Below are 14,867 nucleotides of genomic sequence, written 5' to 3' on the forward strand. Positions count from 1 at the left end.
CCGCGCGGATATCGGTACTATTGCTCCGCAGCAGGGATCAGTGGCGATGACGGGTCACGACGGGCTCGCGGCTTAAACCTTTCGCCGCCAGTTCATCGAGATAGGCCTGCCAGCGCTCGTCGCGGTTGCGGCCGAGGTCGATCAGGTAATCCCAGCTGAAAAGGCCGGTATCGTGCATGTCATCGAAGGTGATGCGCACCGCATAATTGCCGACGGGGTCCATCTTGGCAATTTCGACATTCATCTTGCCCGGAACCGTCACACGCTGTTCCGGCGAATGCCCCTGCACTTCCGCCGATGGCGAAGCCACGCGCAGCAGTTCCGCGCTCAACATGTAGGTTTCGCCGGTATCGAATGCGATCGTCAGGGAACGGCGATCCTTGCTTACCCGCAGTTCCTTGGGCCAGGCAGTGGTCATGGCAGATGCTCCTTTATGCGCACTCTTCTCTATGCGCCCCGACATTTGGTCGCAAGTGAACAATCGTCCGCATGCGGAATCCTATAGAGACTGGACAAGCCGGGGCCGCCACCCTATCTCTTCTCAAGGAGGTTTGCTTGGACCACGTCGCATTGCTCGAGAAAACGGCTGTACAAACACCGATGGTTGATCCTTTCGGCAGGACGATCAGCTATTTGCGTGTGTCTGTCACCGACCGCTGCGACTTCCGCTGCACCTATTGCATGTCCGAGCACATGACCTTCCTGCCCAAGAAAGACCTTCTGACGCTGGAAGAACTGGACCGCCTGTGCACCGCCTTCATTGGAAAAGGCGTCAAAAAACTGCGGCTGACCGGCGGCGAACCGCTGGTGCGCAAGAACATCATGCATCTGATCGGCGAACTGTCGCGCCATCTGCGCAGCGGTGCTCTCGAAGAATTGACCTTGACCACGAATGGCTCGCAGCTCGCCCGCCATGCGGCTGAGCTGGCCGAGCACGGCGTCAAACGCATCAATGTATCGCTCGATACGCTCAATCCGGAAAAATTCCACGCGATCACCCGTTGGGGCGATCTGGCGCGGGTGATGGAAGGCATCGACGCGGCGCAGGCTGCCGGCATCCGGGTCAAGCTCAATGCCGTTGCCCTCAAGGGGTTCAACGACCTGGAAATCCCGGAGATGATCCGCTGGGCCCATGGCCGCGACATGGACCTGACGCTGATCGAAACCATGCCGATGGGCGAAATCGATCTGGACCGGACCGATCAGTATCTGCCGCTGTCCATGGTCAGGGCCGACCTTGCCCGGCAATTCACGCTGGATGACATTCCCTACAAGACCGGCGGCCCGGCCCGTTACGCGCATATTCGCGAAACGGGCGGGCGCATCGGCTTCATCACGCCGATGACGCACAATTTCTGCGAAAGCTGCAATCGCGTTCGCCTGACCTGCACCGGCACACTCTATATGTGCCTTGGACAGGAAGACGCCGCCGACCTGCGCGCGCCGCTGCGCGCCTCGGAAGGCAATGACCTCTTGAACGAGGCCATCGACGAAGCCATCGGCCGCAAGCCGAAGGGGCATGATTTCATCATCGATCGCCGCCACAACCGCCCTGCAGTCTCGCGCCATATGAGCGTGACCGGCGGCTAGAGCATTTTCCAACATTCCGGATGCGCGAAGCCTCGCCGCTTGATATATCAAACGGAGCGATTCCGGGGGAGAATCGCCTGCTCTCATTCGGATGAACGCCTTGGCGCTTACGCCCAATCTTCGCGGCAGCCTGTACATGGCCATCGGCATGGCCAGTTTCACCTTCAATGATGCGACGGTCAAACTGGTTGGCGCGCATATGAACATGGGCCAGGTGATGCTGGTGCGCGGCGTGATGGCGACCACGCTCATCCTGCTGCTCGCCTGGCGGCAGGGCATGCTGATACCGCTACGCCACGCCCTGCACCGCATGACGATCCTGCGCGCCGTCGGCGAAGTCGTGGGAACCGTGAGTTTTCTCATCGCGCTTGTTCATGTTCCCCTCGCCCTCACCTCGGCCATTCTGCAGGCCCTGCCGCTGGCCGTCACGCTGGGCGCGGCGATGTTCCTCGGCGAACCCGTGGGATGGCGGCGCTGGATCGCCATCGCCGTCGGTTTCTGCGGTGTCCTCATCATTGTTCGCCCGGGTTACGAGGGCGTCAGCCCCTACGTCCTGCTGATCGCCGTAACCGTGATCTTCGCCGCGATGCGCGATCTCGCCACGCGGCGCGTGCCCAAAACCATCCCGGTGCTGATGATATCCGCCCTGACATCGGCGGGCGTATCGCTGGCCGGCATCGGCCTGATCGGCCCGCTGGGCGGCTGGACGCCGATGACCTGGCTGAACACCGGCCTCCTGTTCTTCGCCTCCTGCTGCGTGATCGTCGCCTACCATTTCATCATTCTCGCCATGCGCGAGGGCGAAATTTCCTTTGTCGCACCTTTCCGCTACACAAGCCTCGTCTGGGCCATTCTCCTGGGTTTCCTGTTCTTCGGCGACCTGCCGGATCTTCCCATGATCATCGGCGCGATGATCGTTATTGGCAGCGGCCTCTATACGCTTTACCGTGAGCGGATTGTGGGACGGAGGCTGCCCGCCGCAACGGCTGTGGCGGCCGGTTCTTCGCCCGATGGAGTGTAAACGGTGCGCATTGCAGGGATTATTCTGGCCGGCGGCCGCTCGAGCCGCATGGACGGGCACGACAAGGCGCTTTTGCCGTTCGGCACGGCGCGGCTGATCGATTTCATCGTCGCGCGCCTGTCGCTTCAGCTGGAAACCCTGGCCATCAACAGCAATGGCGATCCTGCGCCCCTCGCCGATCTGCACCTGCCCGTTGTCGCCGACAGTATCACGGGATTCGCCGGCCCGCTCGCCGGTATCGTTGCCGGCATGGAATGGGCCGCAGGCGGCGCGCTTCCCCTCACCCATATCCTGACCGTCGCCACGGACACGCCCTTCTTTCCGCATGATCTCGCCTCCAGACTTGGCGGGGCCATCGCCGATGCCCCGGATCACATCGCCGTCGCTGTCTCCGATGGGACATGGCACCCGGTGTTCGGGCTCTGGCCGGTTGCGATGAAGGAGGACCTGAAGCAATGGCTGCGCGATCCGGAGAACCGGCGGGTCCGTACCTGGATCGAAGATCACGCGCATCGCACGGTGGATTTTCCGCTGATGACGGCGCAATCAGGCGATTCATTCGATCCGTTCTTCAATATCAATCGCCCGGACGATCTCGGCCAGGCCCGGTCGATGATCGCAGAATCACGCGATTGGAAGACATGGTCATGACCCACCGCATCTTTGGCATCACAGGCTGGAAGAACTCGGGCAAAACAACCCTGACGGTCAAGCTCGTAACGGAACTGACGCGGCGCGGCTGGAAGATTTCAACCGTCAAACACGCCCATCATGATTTCGACATCGACAAGGAAGGCACGGATTCCTTCCGCCACCGCAAAGCGGGCGCCGGAGAAGTGGCCATTGTTTCCGACCGCCGCTGGGCGCTCATGCATGAACTGGCGGATGAGGCGGAACCGTCCCTCGAAGAGATTGTCGCGCGGCTTGCCCCATGCGATCTCGTTCTGGTCGAGGGCTACAAGCGCGAAGGCCACAAGAAGATCGAGACGCGGCGGCTGGAGGGACGGCCCGGCGGGAGCCTGGCGCAAAATGATCCCGGCATCGTCGCCATCGCCAGCGATTTTCCGGTGACGGACGAGCAGATTCCCGTCTTCGACCTGGATAACACGACAGGATTGGCCGACTTTATCGAGCATGAGATGGGGCTTGCCCGCTAGGCGGGTCAGGAAATGACGTTTCGCGCGGAAGCTGCGCAAGAAAAATATAATCCTCAAACAATTATGTGGTTTTGCCGTCCTGAATCGCCGCCCGGTAAAAGATTCCCGGTTGCTTTTATCAGAAAACTAGTGGGAATATCGCCGGTCAGGAGCAGCGAAAAAACTGCGACCTTGCCCGGAAGGCTGTCCAAAAGAACAGGGGAACAGCCGGGCCACAAAAGAGAGGTTGAATAATGCGTATCACCAAGCGTCTCGCACTCGGCGTTGCTGCCGTTGCCTTTGCATTGTCCATGGGAGCGGCCCATGCAGAGGACGCCCTGAAGCTGACCATCGCTTCAGAGGGAGCCTACCCGCCCTTCAACAACCTGACGCCGGACGGCAAGCTGGAAGGCTTTGACATCGATATCGGCAAGGCGCTTTGCGAAGAGATGAAGGCGCAGTGCACCTTCGTCACCCAGGATTGGGATGGCATGATTCCCGCCCTGCAGGCTGGCAAGTTCGATGCCATCATCGCATCCATGTCCATCACGGATGAGCGCCTGAAGAAGGTCGATTTCTCCAAGAAGTACTACAACACGCCTCCGGGCATTGCCGTACCGAAGGATTCGAAGCTGAAGGACGTCACGCCGGAATCCCTGAAGGGCAAGACACTGGGCGTGCAGGCATCGACCAGCCACTCCAACTTTGCCGAAGCCAAATACAGCGGCGCCGACATCAAGATGTATCCGACCGCCGACGAATATAAGCTCGATCTGGCCAATGGCCGCATCGACGCTGCCATGGACGACTCCGTGGTTTTGGGTCAGTGGCTCGACAGCGATGCCGGCAAGTGCTGCAAGCTTCTCGGCACGATCACCCCGGATCCGGTCATCCATGGTCCGGGCGCTGGCGTCACTGTCAAGAAGGGCAACACGGCCCTGGCTGACAAGTTCTCCGCTGCCATCGCTGCGATCCGCAAGAATGGCAAGTACAAGCAGATCAACGACAAGTACTTCAAGCTTGACGTTTATGGCGCCGAAAATTGATTTTAGCCTTGTGAATTGACCAAGGGGGATGGCGGATCTGTTCCGCCATCCCTTCCTGAACTCCAAATTCGAACCTGAATTTTAAATTCAAAAATGACGGGCCGGCCCGAAAAATCGGGCACTGGGGAATGGCCTGCAAAAGAATGAAAGAAGCCTATGGGCTCAATTGCGTTATTGGGATTTGGTGAAGGCGGCTGGGGCCTGAGCATAGCAAGCGGCATTCTTGTGACTGTCACTCTTGCGCTTGCGACATTGCCCGTCGGACTGCTCATCGGATTTTTCGTCGCTCTCGGCAAACAGGCCGAAGAACCGTCCATCCGGCTTGCGGCCAATATGTACACCACGATCTTTCGTGGCTTGCCCGAGCTGCTCACTCTGTTTCTCGTCTATTTCGGCGCACAGATCGGCATCCAGAAGCTCGGCGTCCTGCTGGGTTTTTCCGGAACCATCGAAATCAACTCGTTTCTGGCCGGCATGTTCGCCATGGGCGCCGTGTTTTCGTCCTACGCCAGCGAGGTCTTTCTCTCCGCATTCCGCGCCATCCCGCGCGGCCAGTATGAGGGCGGCTATGCCATCGGCCTCTCCTACGGCCAGACAATGTGGAAAGTGGTCCTGCCGCAGCTGATCCGCGTCGCCCTGCCCGGCCTTTCCAATCTGTGGATGATCCTGCTCAAGGATACGGCGCTGGTGTCCGCGATCGGACTGGCGGATATCCTGCGCCAGACCGGCGTTGCGGCGCGCGTCACCAAACATGCTTTCCTGTTCTACGGTACGGCCTGCCTGATCTATCTGGTGCTCGCCATTCTCTCGTCCTTCGTGATCCATGCCATTGAACGGCGCACGACAGCCAGTGGAGTGCGGCGATGACCGAAAGCTTCCTCAATGCCCGCACTGCCGCGATAAGCCGTCCGCCCGCACCGGCGAAACGCTGGACCAGGACGCGGATTATCGGCCATGTGCTCGTCGCGTTCTGGGCCGCCCTGATCATCGGGCTCCTGCTCGATCTCTATGCCGCCTGGGATATCGTTCTCATCCAGACCTATGGCCCGAAATACTGGCAGGGCCTGGTCACCACCCTGACGCTGGTATTCAGCTCCATTATTTTCGGGGCCATCCTGTCGGTCCCCGTGGCCTATGGCCGAATGACCAAGAACAAGATCGGCGCGGCGATCGCCTATGGCTACGTCTATTTCTTCCGCGGCACGCCGCTGATCGCCCAGGTCTTCCTGATGTATTACGGGGTCAGCGAGTTTCGCGGCTTCCTCGAAACAATCGGGCTGTGGTGGTTCTTCCGTGAAGCCTGGTATTGCGGCTTCCTGGCCTTCGCGCTCAATACGGCGGCCTATCAGGCGGAAATATTGCGGGGTGCCATCCAGAGCGTGTCGCTCGGGCAATGGGAAGGCGCGGCGTCCCTTGGCATCTCCAAATTCGTCACATTCCGCAAGGTCATCCTGCCCCAGGCGCTGATTGTTGCCCTGCGCCCTTACGGCAACGAGGTCATCCTGATGATCAAGGGATCGGCCATCGTCGCCCTGATCACCGTCTACGATCTCATGGGCTATACCAAACTCGCCTATTCACGGACTTTCGATTTCCAGGCCTATCTCTGGGCCGCTATCATCTATCTGCTGCTGGTGGAAATACTGCGTCACATCTGGGACTGGATGGAACGCCGCATCACCCGGCATCTGATACGCTGATTCAACTGACTGAAAAGAAACAAACGATGCTGAAAATCTGGGGCCGCGGCAACTCGACCAATGTCAAGAAGGCACTTTGGGCGGCCGAAGAACTGTCCATTCCCTATGAAAATATTCCCGCTGGCGGTGCCTATGGCATCGTTGCCAGCCCGGAATATCGCGCCATCAACCCCAACAGCCGCGTGCCCGCCATTGAAGACGACGGCTTCGCACTCTGGGAGAGCAACACGATCGTGCGCTATCTCGCGGCGAAATACGGCAAGTCGACCTTGCATATCGAAGATGCCGCGGCGCGTGCCAGCGCGGAAAAATGGATGGATTGGGCCACGTCAAGCATCGCCATCCCCTTCCGCGACGTGTTCTGGAACACGGTGCGCCTCGCACCGGACCAGCAGGATCACGCCGCCAGGGACAAGGGTCTGGCGGAATGCAGCGCGATGTTTGCCATTGCCGATGCGGCGCTGGCCTCCCAGCCCTATCTCTCCGGTACAGACTTCGGTGTCGGCGACATCCCGCTTGGCTGTTTTGCCTATGCGTGGTTCGAGATGCCGATCAAGCGCCCCGATCACCCGCATCTGCTCGCATGGTATGAACGCCTCAAGAGCCGCCCGGCCTACCGGAAGGCCGTGATGACGCCGCTCACCTGACAGACTTACTGCGGCTTCAACCGCCAGACCCCCAGCAAGCCGTCCTGATAGGCCTTTTCGTCCGTCGGGATGGTAATTCCCTGCGTATCGGCCCATTTCTGCGCGAAATCGCGATAATTGGCTGAGAACACATTGCCGGACTGGCCGGTCGTCTGGATATAGGTCGACCGGTTGAGATCGGCCAGATCGAACAGGCCGCGATAGCTGCTGCCGTGGGTGGCGCGATACGGATTGCTTTCATCCGTGAGCTGCGATTTTGCCCGGTCGAGCGTGAAAGCACCGCCGGAGGCCGGCACATCCACATTGAAGATGCGGTCGAGCGGGCTGACCTGCGCGAACGGCCGGTGCGCCCCATAGGCATAATGCAGCGCGCCCCAGTTCCATTTCGAGCGGTCCGCGCCGAGGCGGCCATCGAGATCCTTCAGGGCATCGGCCAGCGCCAGGGCAAGCACGTCGCCGCAGCTTTCCTTCTCCGGCGTCCGCCCGTCGTCACACCAGTCGCGCGCCGGATTGGGTCCGAGCCAGCGCAGCATCGCCGATACCCGGACCTGCCAGTAGGTTGGGAATGCCTCGCCGAGATCATCCTCGACAATCCGTTTGGTGGCCGCGCGCAGCCAGGCATTGAACAGCAAGGGCTCGATGCGGTGGCGGTCTTCCACATAATCCCATTGGCTCAATTGCTTGAACGCGGCCTGATCGATGTCCTTTCGTCCTTCGATCAGCTTGAGCATCACCGGCCCCAGCACCGCATAGGCGTTGGAATAGGCATCGCCCTGCGCCTTGCGGTTGCTCTCCATCGATTGCCGGTCCGCGCCATAGATCAGTGCCTTGATCCGGTCGAACCGCCATGTCTCGTCCCAGTCGAATGTCAGGAAATGCGGATAGGCTGCATCCACCATCTTGGTATTGGCCGTGCCGATGACATTTTCCGGAGGGTTATAGCTGCGGGGCAGTTCCTCGTAGGGAATGGTGCCTTTCCAGTCATAGGTCGCATCCCAGCCCGGCGACGGCGCACGCCCCATGATCCGGTTGGCCGGATCGCGGACCGGCACCCTGCCCGGTGCGATCAGCCCGATATTGCCGTCGACATCGGCAATCACAATCGATTGCATCGGCGTGACGAAATCGCGCATCCCGTTCTGGAAATCCGCCACACTGGCAAAATCCCAGAGTTTCAGGCCAGCCGATATGGTTCTGTCGTCATCGGCAAGTGCGGTCCATGCCAGCGCTGCAACCGTGTTGTCAGGCAGATAATGATCAAGACCACGATAGTCCGCCGGCAGTACCGGCCCGTGCCGCGTGACCAGCCGGTCGAAGGTCACGTCACTGCCGCCCTTGACCTTGATGGTGACAGGCTGCTTGCGGAACGGCGCAAAGCCCTCCGGCGTCTGATATTCATTCCGATTGGCCGGATTGATCCGTTCGACAAAAATATCCTGAACGTCGGAGCCGGTATTGGTGAAACCCCAGGCAATGCGATCATTGCGCCCGAGCAGCACCAAAGGCACGCCTGGAAGCGTCACGCCGACGAGATTCTTGCTGCTGCCATCGGCGTTCTTCACTTCCAGATGCGCCAGATACCAGACGGCAGGCGTCGTCAGCCCGAGGTGCGGATCGTTCTCCAGGATGGGCTTGCCGGTTTCGGTTTTCGCCCCGCCCACCACCCAGTTGTTCGATGCGCCGGTCGACATGACGGCATTGAGCGCGGCAAACCGCTGTTCAGCTTGCAAAGCGCCGGTCCTGATCGGGCCGCTTGGCAAGCCCAGAAGCTGCTTCAGGTCCGGCAGCGGCGGCGGTGCGTCATCGGCCACGGGCGGCAGGAGATCGGTGATTTCCGCATCCGTCATTCCCAGCCGGGCAAATTTGAGACGCAACACTTCCTGATCGATATTGGCGGCCAAAGTCACGGACATCATCTTCAGCGTCACGATCACATCGGCCGCCGTCCATTCATCCGGCTTGTAGCCGAGGACGACAAATTCAGGCGAATATTTCGATGCGAAGGAGCGGCCCTTGCTGTTGATGAAGGCGTTGATGCCGCGCACATAGGCATCGATGCGCTTGCGGTCCGCCGGATCGAGCGAAGCGGCCGACGCGACGGCGGATTCATAAACACCGAGCGAGCGCAGAAACCGGTCCGTGGAAACCGTCTTGTCGCCGAACATTTCTGACAGGCGCCCCTGCCCGGCCATGCGGGTGACCTCCATCTGCCACAGGCGTTCCTGCGCGTGGACAAAGCCGAGAGCGGTCAGAACATCCTCGACATTGCTGCCGACGATATGCGGCACCGCGTTCTTGTCCCGCGTCACCGTGACGGGCGCCGCAAGGTCCGTCAGCACCATCTCGCCGGTGGCCGGGGCCACCGAGCGGGCCAGCCAGACGTAACCGGCCCCTCCTGCGATCAGAGCGAGCGGAATGAGTGAAAAAACAATCCACAATAGGCCTTTGATGATCCGCCGCATTGTCCTAACCTCTCCCGCAATCCTTCGAACACATAGCCTATCTGACAGAGGAAATTACGGAATGGCAACAGTCACATTTATCGGTCTTGGCGTAATGGGTTACCCGATGGCGGGTCACCTGAAGACTCGTGGGGGCCATGACGTCACCGTCTTCAACCGCAATGGCGAAAAGGCGAAGAAGTGGGCTGATGCGTTTCACGGCAAGCATGCACCGACTCCTGGAGAAGCCGCTGCGGATAAGGATTTTGTCTTCTGCTGCGTCGGAAATGATGACGATCTGCGGGCTGTCACCACAGGCGAGAACGGCGCGTTCCATACGATGAAGAAGGGCGCGATTTTCGTCGATCACACCACCGCATCAGCGGAAGTGGCGCGTGAACTCGATGCGGAGGCGCGCAAGCGCGGCTTCCATTTTCTCGATGCGCCGGTCTCGGGCGGCCAGGCCGGTGCCGAAAACGGCGTACTGACCGTCATGGTCGGCGGCGAATCGGAAGCCTTCGAGCGGGCAAAGCCGGTTATCGAATCCTTTGCCAGAATGGTCGGCCTCATGGGCCCCGCCGGTGCGGGCCAACTCACCAAGATGATCAACCAGATCTGCATTGCCGGTCTGGTGCAGGGGCTGGCCGAAGGCATTCACTTCGGCAAGAAGGCCGGCCTTGATATCGAGAAGGTCATCGAGGTCATTTCCAAGGGTGCAGCAGGATCGTGGCAGATGGAAAACCGCCACAAGACCATGAACGCCGGAAAATACGATTTCGGCTTTGCCGTCGACTGGATGCGCAAGGATCTGGGCATCTGCCTCGACGAAGCCGACCGCAACGGCGCACAGCTGCCCGTCACGGCATTGGTCGACCAGTTCTACAAGCAGGTGCAGAACATGGGCGGTAACCGCTGGGATACGTCATCCCTGCTGGCGCGTCTGGAGAAATAACCCGCCGGGGAACCGGCCTGAGACGATCAGGCTGGTTTCCCAGCAACGCTACCGGGCGCGCGAAATGTGCGCCGCCAGATCAAGGCAACGGCAGGCATAGCCCCATTCGTTGTCGTACCAGGCGACAAGCTTGGTCAACCCGCCCTCGATCTGCATGCCGGCGAGCGCGTCGAAGATCGATGAATGCGGATTGCCGCGCATGTCGGTCGAGACGACGGGTTCATCGCAATAGGCGAGAATACCGGCCATCGCGTTCACCGCCTGCGTGCGGATCATCGCGCAGATGTCCTTATAGGACACGTTTTCCCTGAGGCGGCATGTGAGATCGATCATCGATACATCAGAGACCGGCACGCGCACCGCCATGCCGTTGATCCGTCCGTTCAATTCGGGCACCACCTTGCCGACCATGCGCGCCGCGCCGGTCGTCGCCGGGATGATGTTCTCGAGGATACCGCGCCCGAAACGCCAGTCCTTGCGTGCCACGCCGTCGACCGTGTTCTGGCTCGACGTCGTGGCGTGCACCGTCAGCATCAGTGCTTCTTCGAGGCCGAAAGCGTCGTTCACCGCCTTGGCGAGCGGTGCCACGCAATTGGTCGTGCACGAGGCGTTCGAGACAATGCTTTGACCGGCATAGCCGGTCGCGTTGACGCCCATGACGAAGACCGGCGTGTCGTCCTCCGGCGGCGCCGAGAGCAGGACCTTGCCGGCGCCGGCGGAAAGATGTCCTTCCGCCGCAGCCTGCGTCAGAAACCGGCCGGTCGCCTCGATAACCACATCGACACCCGCCTCGCCCCAGCCGATTGCGCCTGGCTCCCGTTCGCTGAAGGCCCTGACCCTGCGGTCATTGATATCGAGCGCGCCGTCTGCGGCACTTATGCTGCCCCGGAAACCGCCATGCACGCTGTCATATTTGAGGAGATAAGCGAGATGATCGGTTGGCAGCAGATCGTTGATCGCCACGATCTCGACGTCGTTGCGCGCCATCGCGGCCCGTAGAACCGTCCGGCCAATGCGGCCGAACCCGTTGATGCCGATACGGATTTTGTCAGTCATCGATTGTCCTTTTTGTCCAGGCGGAGAAATGGCGCGTCTCTTCTTCGAGAGGGATTGCTTTCCGTGCCGCTGAATTTTAGACTACTTCGCATAAAAATTTTTGCAACGAATTTATTGCGATACGGTACAAAAATGAAAGAGCAATCCGCCCGCGGCCGTCCGCGCCAATACGATGCCAAGGCTGCGCTCGGTGCCGCACTCCTCGAATTCCGGCGTCGCGGCTACACCGCCACATCGCTCGACCACCTGTCGGAGGCGACGAAAATGGCGCGGCCAAGCCTTTATGCCGCCTTTGGCAACAAGCGCGCGATCTACCTGCAGGCCGTCGCCCATTACGCCGAGGACAGTGCCGAGCGCTGGAACCGCGCCCTCTTCGGCGAACCCTCGCTGGCAAAGGCGCTCAATGACTATTTTTTGATGATTGTTGCCATCTATTCGGAAGGGGACGACCGCCCGCTCGGCTGCCCCGTGCTCAGCGTCATCACCGGCGAGGCGACAGCCGACCCATTGATCGGCGCCGAACTGTTTGCCGCTCTCGGACGCACGGACGCGCGCTTCCGCGAGCGGATCGCGGCGGCGCGCGATGACGCCCAACTGCCGCCCGCGACCGACATCGATGCGGTCGCCGACATGCTTGCCGCCCTGCAGCACAGCCTTGCGCAGCGCGCCCGCGCCGGGACGGCCCGGGCCGACCTTGAGCGCATCGCGCGCAACAGCATTGCGCTGATCCTCAAGGCCGCAGGCGCGACCACAGCGTCATAGACGCCATGGCGGGTCTATGCGCCTGGGGCGATCAGGCGGATTCCTTTTCGATGCTCATGTAATCGAGCGGCAGTTCCGTCGTGTACTTGATCTGCTCCATGGCGAAGGCCGAGGACACGTCGCGAATGTCGATCTTGGCGATCAGGCGCTTGTACACGGCATCATAGGCGGCAATATCAGGCACGACGACCCGCAAGAGATAGTCGACATCGCCGCTCATGCGGTAGAACTCGACCACTTCGGGAAATTCCTGCACCACTTCGGAAAAACGCTTCAGCCATTCATTGTTGTGCGCCCCGGTGCGGATCGACACGAACACCGTGACACGCGTATTGACACGGACAGGATCAAGGATGGCAACGCGGCGCTGGATCACGCCATCCTCTTCCAGTTTCTGGATACGGCGCCAGCACGGCGTCGTCGACAACCCTACCTTCTTGGCGACATCAGCCACCGCAAGCGTTGCATCCTCCTGCAGGAGGCGAAGAATTTTTCGGTCGAGTCTGTCCATGATCTCTTGTCCCTTTGGAATGGGATACTTTATGGTCCGTAATTCCCCCACCGTACAAGAAAAATATTCTAAACTTTATAAATCTGAAAAAAATTTCATCCGTAAACCGGTCAAATTAGAATCCTGACCTTCTGCCGGAGCACAGGGAGAACGTTCTGCTCGAACCATGGATTTCGGCGCAGCCAGCCGCTGTTGCGCCATGACGGGTGCGGCAGGGGCAGAATCGAGGGTCCGGACGCCGCATCGAAATAATCCTGCCAGTGAAAGACCGTATCGGTCATGCTGGCACGGCGGCGCTTTCCCAGATGGTAGGCCTGCGCATACTGGCCGATTGTCAGGATAAGCTCGACTTGGCGCATGGCGGCGAAAACCTGATCGTGCCAGATGTGACGGCACTCCTTGCGCGGCGGCAGATCGCCGCCATGCGCATCATAGCCGGGAAAACAGAACCCCATCGGCACGATGGCAAATTTGTCCGGATCGTAAAAAGCGGTGCGATCAACCCCGAGCCAGTCGCGCAACCTATCGCCCGAAGGATCGTTGAACGGCAGGCCACTGTTGTGAACGCGGATGCCGGGCGCCTGCCCGCAGATGACGATGCGCGCGGTCTGCGACAGCACGCAGACCGGATTGGGCTCATGCGGCAAAGGCGGCAGATAATGCGGCGCATCCCGGCACAGGCGGCATGCCTTGATCTGCGCGGCCAGGACGTCAAGCGCCCGGGCTGGCATGGTCAGCGCCTCATGCCTTGGCACTCGGCCGGCTTGAAACGGCATCGTACCAGCGCTTCACATGCGTGACATGGCCGGGCATCTCGATCCGGGCAGGCTTGAAGAAGTCGATGGCCACAAGCCCGGTAATATCGGCGATGGAATAGTCGTCGCCCGCAATGAAGGCGTTGGTTGCAAGCTGCGCGTCGAGAATATCGAGGAATGCCACGGCCTTTGGCTTGTTTGCCTCGCCCCATGCGGGAATTTGCGGCACCTCCCATTCGATCATCGCCGGGTGGATATGACGGAAGGCGGCAGCGACGCTGGCAAACAGGTGCAGTTCCACCCGCCGCTGCCACATTTCAACCAGCGCCTTGCCGACCGCACCCCGGCCGAACAGGGCAGGTTCGGGATAGATTTCCTCGAAATAGCGGGAGATCGCCACGGACTCGGTGATAACAGTGCCGTCATTGAGTTCAAGCACGGGCAGGCGCTGCATGGGATTGAGCGCGGTCACTTCGGCCGAGCGATGCCCCATCGCGCCCATGTCGACGGGCACGAGCGGCACTTCGACACCCTTCTCCGCCAAAAATATGCGCACGCGCCGCGGGTTCGGCGCCCGTCCTCCATCATATAGCTTCACCAGATCTCTCCCAATTTCTCACGCACCCAGTCATAGACGCCATTGACGATATCGGCCAGCCGGTTCCGCGCCTCGGGCGGTGCTTCGATGTCCTGCTGGTGCATTTTCCGCCAATCCTGCGGCCTGTCGAAAGAACTTTTCCACAGACCCTTTCGTTCCGTCCGCGCCTGCATTTCCGCGTCGCGGTAGTCGCCATAGGCGACGGCCTGCCCGGTCTCGACCATGGCGCGGTTGAGATCAGCATCGCCCGCAAAACAGGTGCCGAGATCGCGCTTGTACTTGTCCCGCCCGCTTGTCTCGCAGCGGATGGGCCGGCCACCGATCAGCCTGACCAGCGCCTGCCGCGCCTCTTGCCCGCAGGCATAGCCGCCCTGCCCTTCGCCGCAACGCTGGGCGAGTTCCGGCGCATCGATCCCCTTGAGGCGGACATGCTGCCCCGTCACGACCACCGTATCGCCATCGATGACATAGGCCTTGCCCGTTATCTCCCGCACCTCGCGCGGCACCGACAACCGCGCCGCCAGCAGCGCAACCAGAGCGAAGAACACCAGCATCAGCAGATAGTCGGCCAGTTTCCTGGCGAGCGAACGCGGCGCCGCCGCAGGACGCCGCCAGCGCCGGCGATAACGGCCAAACCGCCCGTTCATTGCGA

The 14,867-nt window shown here is 60.6% G+C and carries 17 protein-coding genes; 10 read left to right on the top strand and 7 right to left on the bottom strand.

Translation table 11 applies throughout. The features are described from left to right. Positions 1-37 precede the first annotated feature (37 nt). Positions 38-418 carry a DUF971 domain-containing protein gene (locus tag ACIQWS_RS10755; protein WP_346305433.1) on the bottom strand — a complete coding sequence of 127 codons (381 nt, stop codon included), beginning with the start codon at positions 416-418 and terminating at the stop codon, positions 38-40. 182 nt (positions 419-600) lie between these two features. Here ACIQWS_RS10755 and moaA point away from each other — a divergent pair, with 182 nt between their 5' ends. From moaA to ACIQWS_RS10795, 8 genes are all read left to right on the top strand, one after another. Then, a complete protein-coding gene (gene moaA / locus ACIQWS_RS10760; RefSeq protein ID WP_403177704.1) occupies positions 601-1,590 on the top strand; it encodes a GTP 3',8-cyclase MoaA in 990 nt (329 codons plus the stop codon). Positions 1,591-1,681: 91 nt separating this feature from the next. Next, the gene (locus ACIQWS_RS10765; RefSeq protein ID WP_308526388.1) at positions 1,682-2,611 is read left to right on the top strand and encodes a DMT family transporter; all 930 of its coding nucleotides are present in this window, start codon (positions 1,682-1,684) and stop codon (positions 2,609-2,611) included. 3 nt (positions 2,612-2,614) lie between these two features. Further along, positions 2,615-3,262, top strand: coding sequence for a molybdenum cofactor guanylyltransferase MobA (mobA, locus tag ACIQWS_RS10770; RefSeq protein ID WP_403176316.1), 648 nt, complete (start codon positions 2,615-2,617; stop codon positions 3,260-3,262). Further along, positions 3,259-3,768, top strand: a complete 510-nt coding sequence (gene mobB, locus ACIQWS_RS10775) for a molybdopterin-guanine dinucleotide biosynthesis protein B (protein ID WP_223612902.1) — start codon at positions 3,259-3,261, stop codon at positions 3,766-3,768. Before mobA ends, mobB begins: the two co-directional genes overlap by 4 nt. 233 nt (positions 3,769-4,001) lie before the next feature. Then, positions 4,002-4,793, top strand: coding sequence for an ABC transporter substrate-binding protein (locus ACIQWS_RS10780; RefSeq protein WP_223612901.1), 792 nt, complete (start codon positions 4,002-4,004; stop codon positions 4,791-4,793). Between the two features lie 156 nt (positions 4,794-4,949). After that, complete coding sequence (locus ACIQWS_RS10785; protein ID WP_346305436.1) at positions 4,950-5,660, top strand: ABC transporter permease; 711 nt, start codon at positions 4,950-4,952, stop codon at positions 5,658-5,660. After that, positions 5,657-6,493: an ABC transporter permease gene (locus ACIQWS_RS10790; RefSeq protein ID WP_346305437.1), complete on the top strand. Its 837-nt coding sequence runs from the start codon at positions 5,657-5,659 to the stop codon at positions 6,491-6,493. Before ACIQWS_RS10785 ends, ACIQWS_RS10790 begins: the two co-directional genes overlap by 4 nt. A gap of 26 nt (positions 6,494-6,519) precedes the next feature. After that, the gene (locus ACIQWS_RS10795) at positions 6,520-7,140 is read left to right on the top strand and encodes a glutathione S-transferase family protein (protein WP_403176328.1); all 621 of its coding nucleotides are present in this window, start codon (positions 6,520-6,522) and stop codon (positions 7,138-7,140) included. Positions 7,141-7,145: 5 nt separating this feature from the next. Here the strand turns inward: ACIQWS_RS10795 and ACIQWS_RS10800 are convergent, their stop codons facing one another. Further along, entirely contained in the window at positions 7,146-9,602 is a 2,457-nt protein-coding gene (locus ACIQWS_RS10800; protein ID WP_403176331.1) for a penicillin acylase family protein, read from the bottom strand. 61 nt (positions 9,603-9,663) lie between these two features. Here ACIQWS_RS10800 and ACIQWS_RS10805 point away from each other — a divergent pair, with 61 nt between their 5' ends. Continuing rightward, positions 9,664-10,533: an NAD(P)-dependent oxidoreductase gene (locus tag ACIQWS_RS10805; protein ID WP_403176334.1), complete on the top strand. Its 870-nt coding sequence runs from the start codon at positions 9,664-9,666 to the stop codon at positions 10,531-10,533. A 48-nt stretch (positions 10,534-10,581) separates the two neighbouring features. Here ACIQWS_RS10805 and gap read toward each other — a convergent pair whose 3' ends face one another. Next, positions 10,582-11,589, bottom strand: coding sequence for a type I glyceraldehyde-3-phosphate dehydrogenase (gap, locus tag ACIQWS_RS10810; protein WP_403176338.1), 1,008 nt, complete (start codon positions 11,587-11,589; stop codon positions 10,582-10,584). A 132-nt stretch (positions 11,590-11,721) separates the two neighbouring features. Here gap and ACIQWS_RS10815 point away from each other — a divergent pair, with 132 nt between their 5' ends. After that, positions 11,722-12,351 carry a TetR/AcrR family transcriptional regulator gene (locus ACIQWS_RS10815; RefSeq protein ID WP_403176343.1) on the top strand — a complete coding sequence of 210 codons (630 nt, stop codon included), beginning with the start codon at positions 11,722-11,724 and terminating at the stop codon, positions 12,349-12,351. Positions 12,352-12,382: 31 nt separating this feature from the next. Here the strand turns inward: ACIQWS_RS10815 and ACIQWS_RS10820 are convergent, their stop codons facing one another. The 4 genes from ACIQWS_RS10820 to ACIQWS_RS10835 all read right to left on the bottom strand — a co-directional run bounded on the left by ACIQWS_RS10820 (position 12,383) and on the right by ACIQWS_RS10835 (position 14,862). After that, entirely contained in the window at positions 12,383-12,862 is a 480-nt protein-coding gene (locus tag ACIQWS_RS10820; protein ID WP_105732368.1) for an Lrp/AsnC family transcriptional regulator, read from the bottom strand. Between the two features lie 110 nt (positions 12,863-12,972). Beyond that, complete coding sequence (locus ACIQWS_RS10825; protein ID WP_403176348.1) at positions 12,973-13,593, bottom strand: uracil-DNA glycosylase family protein; 621 nt, start codon at positions 13,591-13,593, stop codon at positions 12,973-12,975. 10 nt (positions 13,594-13,603) lie between these two features. Continuing rightward, entirely contained in the window at positions 13,604-14,215 is a 612-nt protein-coding gene (locus ACIQWS_RS10830; protein ID WP_403176351.1) for a glutathione S-transferase family protein, read from the bottom strand. Next, positions 14,212-14,862: a thermonuclease family protein gene (locus ACIQWS_RS10835; protein WP_346305446.1), complete on the bottom strand. Its 651-nt coding sequence runs from the start codon at positions 14,860-14,862 to the stop codon at positions 14,212-14,214. The genes ACIQWS_RS10830 and ACIQWS_RS10835 overlap by 4 nt, the downstream gene beginning before the upstream one ends. Positions 14,863-14,867 lie beyond the last annotated feature (5 nt).

This window comes from Phyllobacterium sp. NPDC097923 (assembly GCF_044760925.1).
Classification (GTDB): domain Bacteria; phylum Pseudomonadota; class Alphaproteobacteria; order Rhizobiales; family Rhizobiaceae; genus Phyllobacterium; species Phyllobacterium calauticae.

Bases quoted from the DNA above. Each gene is read 5' to 3' on its own strand.
- ACIQWS_RS10755 (WP_346305433.1), bottom strand. From the start codon at position 418: ATGACCACTGCCTGGCCCAAGGAACTGCGGGTAAGCAAGGATCGCCGT.
- moaA (WP_403177704.1), top strand. From the start codon at position 601: ATGGTTGATCCTTTCGGCAGGACGATCAGCTATTTGCGTGTGTCTGTC.
- ACIQWS_RS10765 (WP_308526388.1), top strand. From the start codon at position 1,682: ATGAACGCCTTGGCGCTTACGCCCAATCTTCGCGGCAGCCTGTACATG.
- mobB (WP_223612902.1), top strand. From the start codon at position 3,259: ATGACCCACCGCATCTTTGGCATCACAGGCTGGAAGAACTCGGGCAAA.
- ACIQWS_RS10780 (WP_223612901.1), top strand. From the start codon at position 4,002: ATGCGTATCACCAAGCGTCTCGCACTCGGCGTTGCTGCCGTTGCCTTT.
- ACIQWS_RS10785 (WP_346305436.1), top strand. From the start codon at position 4,950: ATGGGCTCAATTGCGTTATTGGGATTTGGTGAAGGCGGCTGGGGCCTG.
- ACIQWS_RS10790 (WP_346305437.1), top strand. From the start codon at position 5,657: ATGACCGAAAGCTTCCTCAATGCCCGCACTGCCGCGATAAGCCGTCCG.
- ACIQWS_RS10795 (WP_403176328.1), top strand. From the start codon at position 6,520: ATGCTGAAAATCTGGGGCCGCGGCAACTCGACCAATGTCAAGAAGGCA.
- ACIQWS_RS10800 (WP_403176331.1), bottom strand. From the start codon at position 9,602: ATGCGGCGGATCATCAAAGGCCTATTGTGGATTGTTTTTTCACTCATT.
- ACIQWS_RS10805 (WP_403176334.1), top strand. From the start codon at position 9,664: ATGGCAACAGTCACATTTATCGGTCTTGGCGTAATGGGTTACCCGATG.
- gap (WP_403176338.1), bottom strand. From the start codon at position 11,589: ATGACTGACAAAATCCGTATCGGCATCAACGGGTTCGGCCGCATTGGC.
- ACIQWS_RS10815 (WP_403176343.1), top strand. From the start codon at position 11,722: ATGAAAGAGCAATCCGCCCGCGGCCGTCCGCGCCAATACGATGCCAAG.
- ACIQWS_RS10820 (WP_105732368.1), bottom strand. From the start codon at position 12,862: ATGGACAGACTCGACCGAAAAATTCTTCGCCTCCTGCAGGAGGATGCA.
- ACIQWS_RS10825 (WP_403176348.1), bottom strand. From the start codon at position 13,593: ATGCCAGCCCGGGCGCTTGACGTCCTGGCCGCGCAGATCAAGGCATGC.
- ACIQWS_RS10835 (WP_346305446.1), bottom strand. From the start codon at position 14,862: ATGAACGGGCGGTTTGGCCGTTATCGCCGGCGCTGGCGGCGTCCTGCG.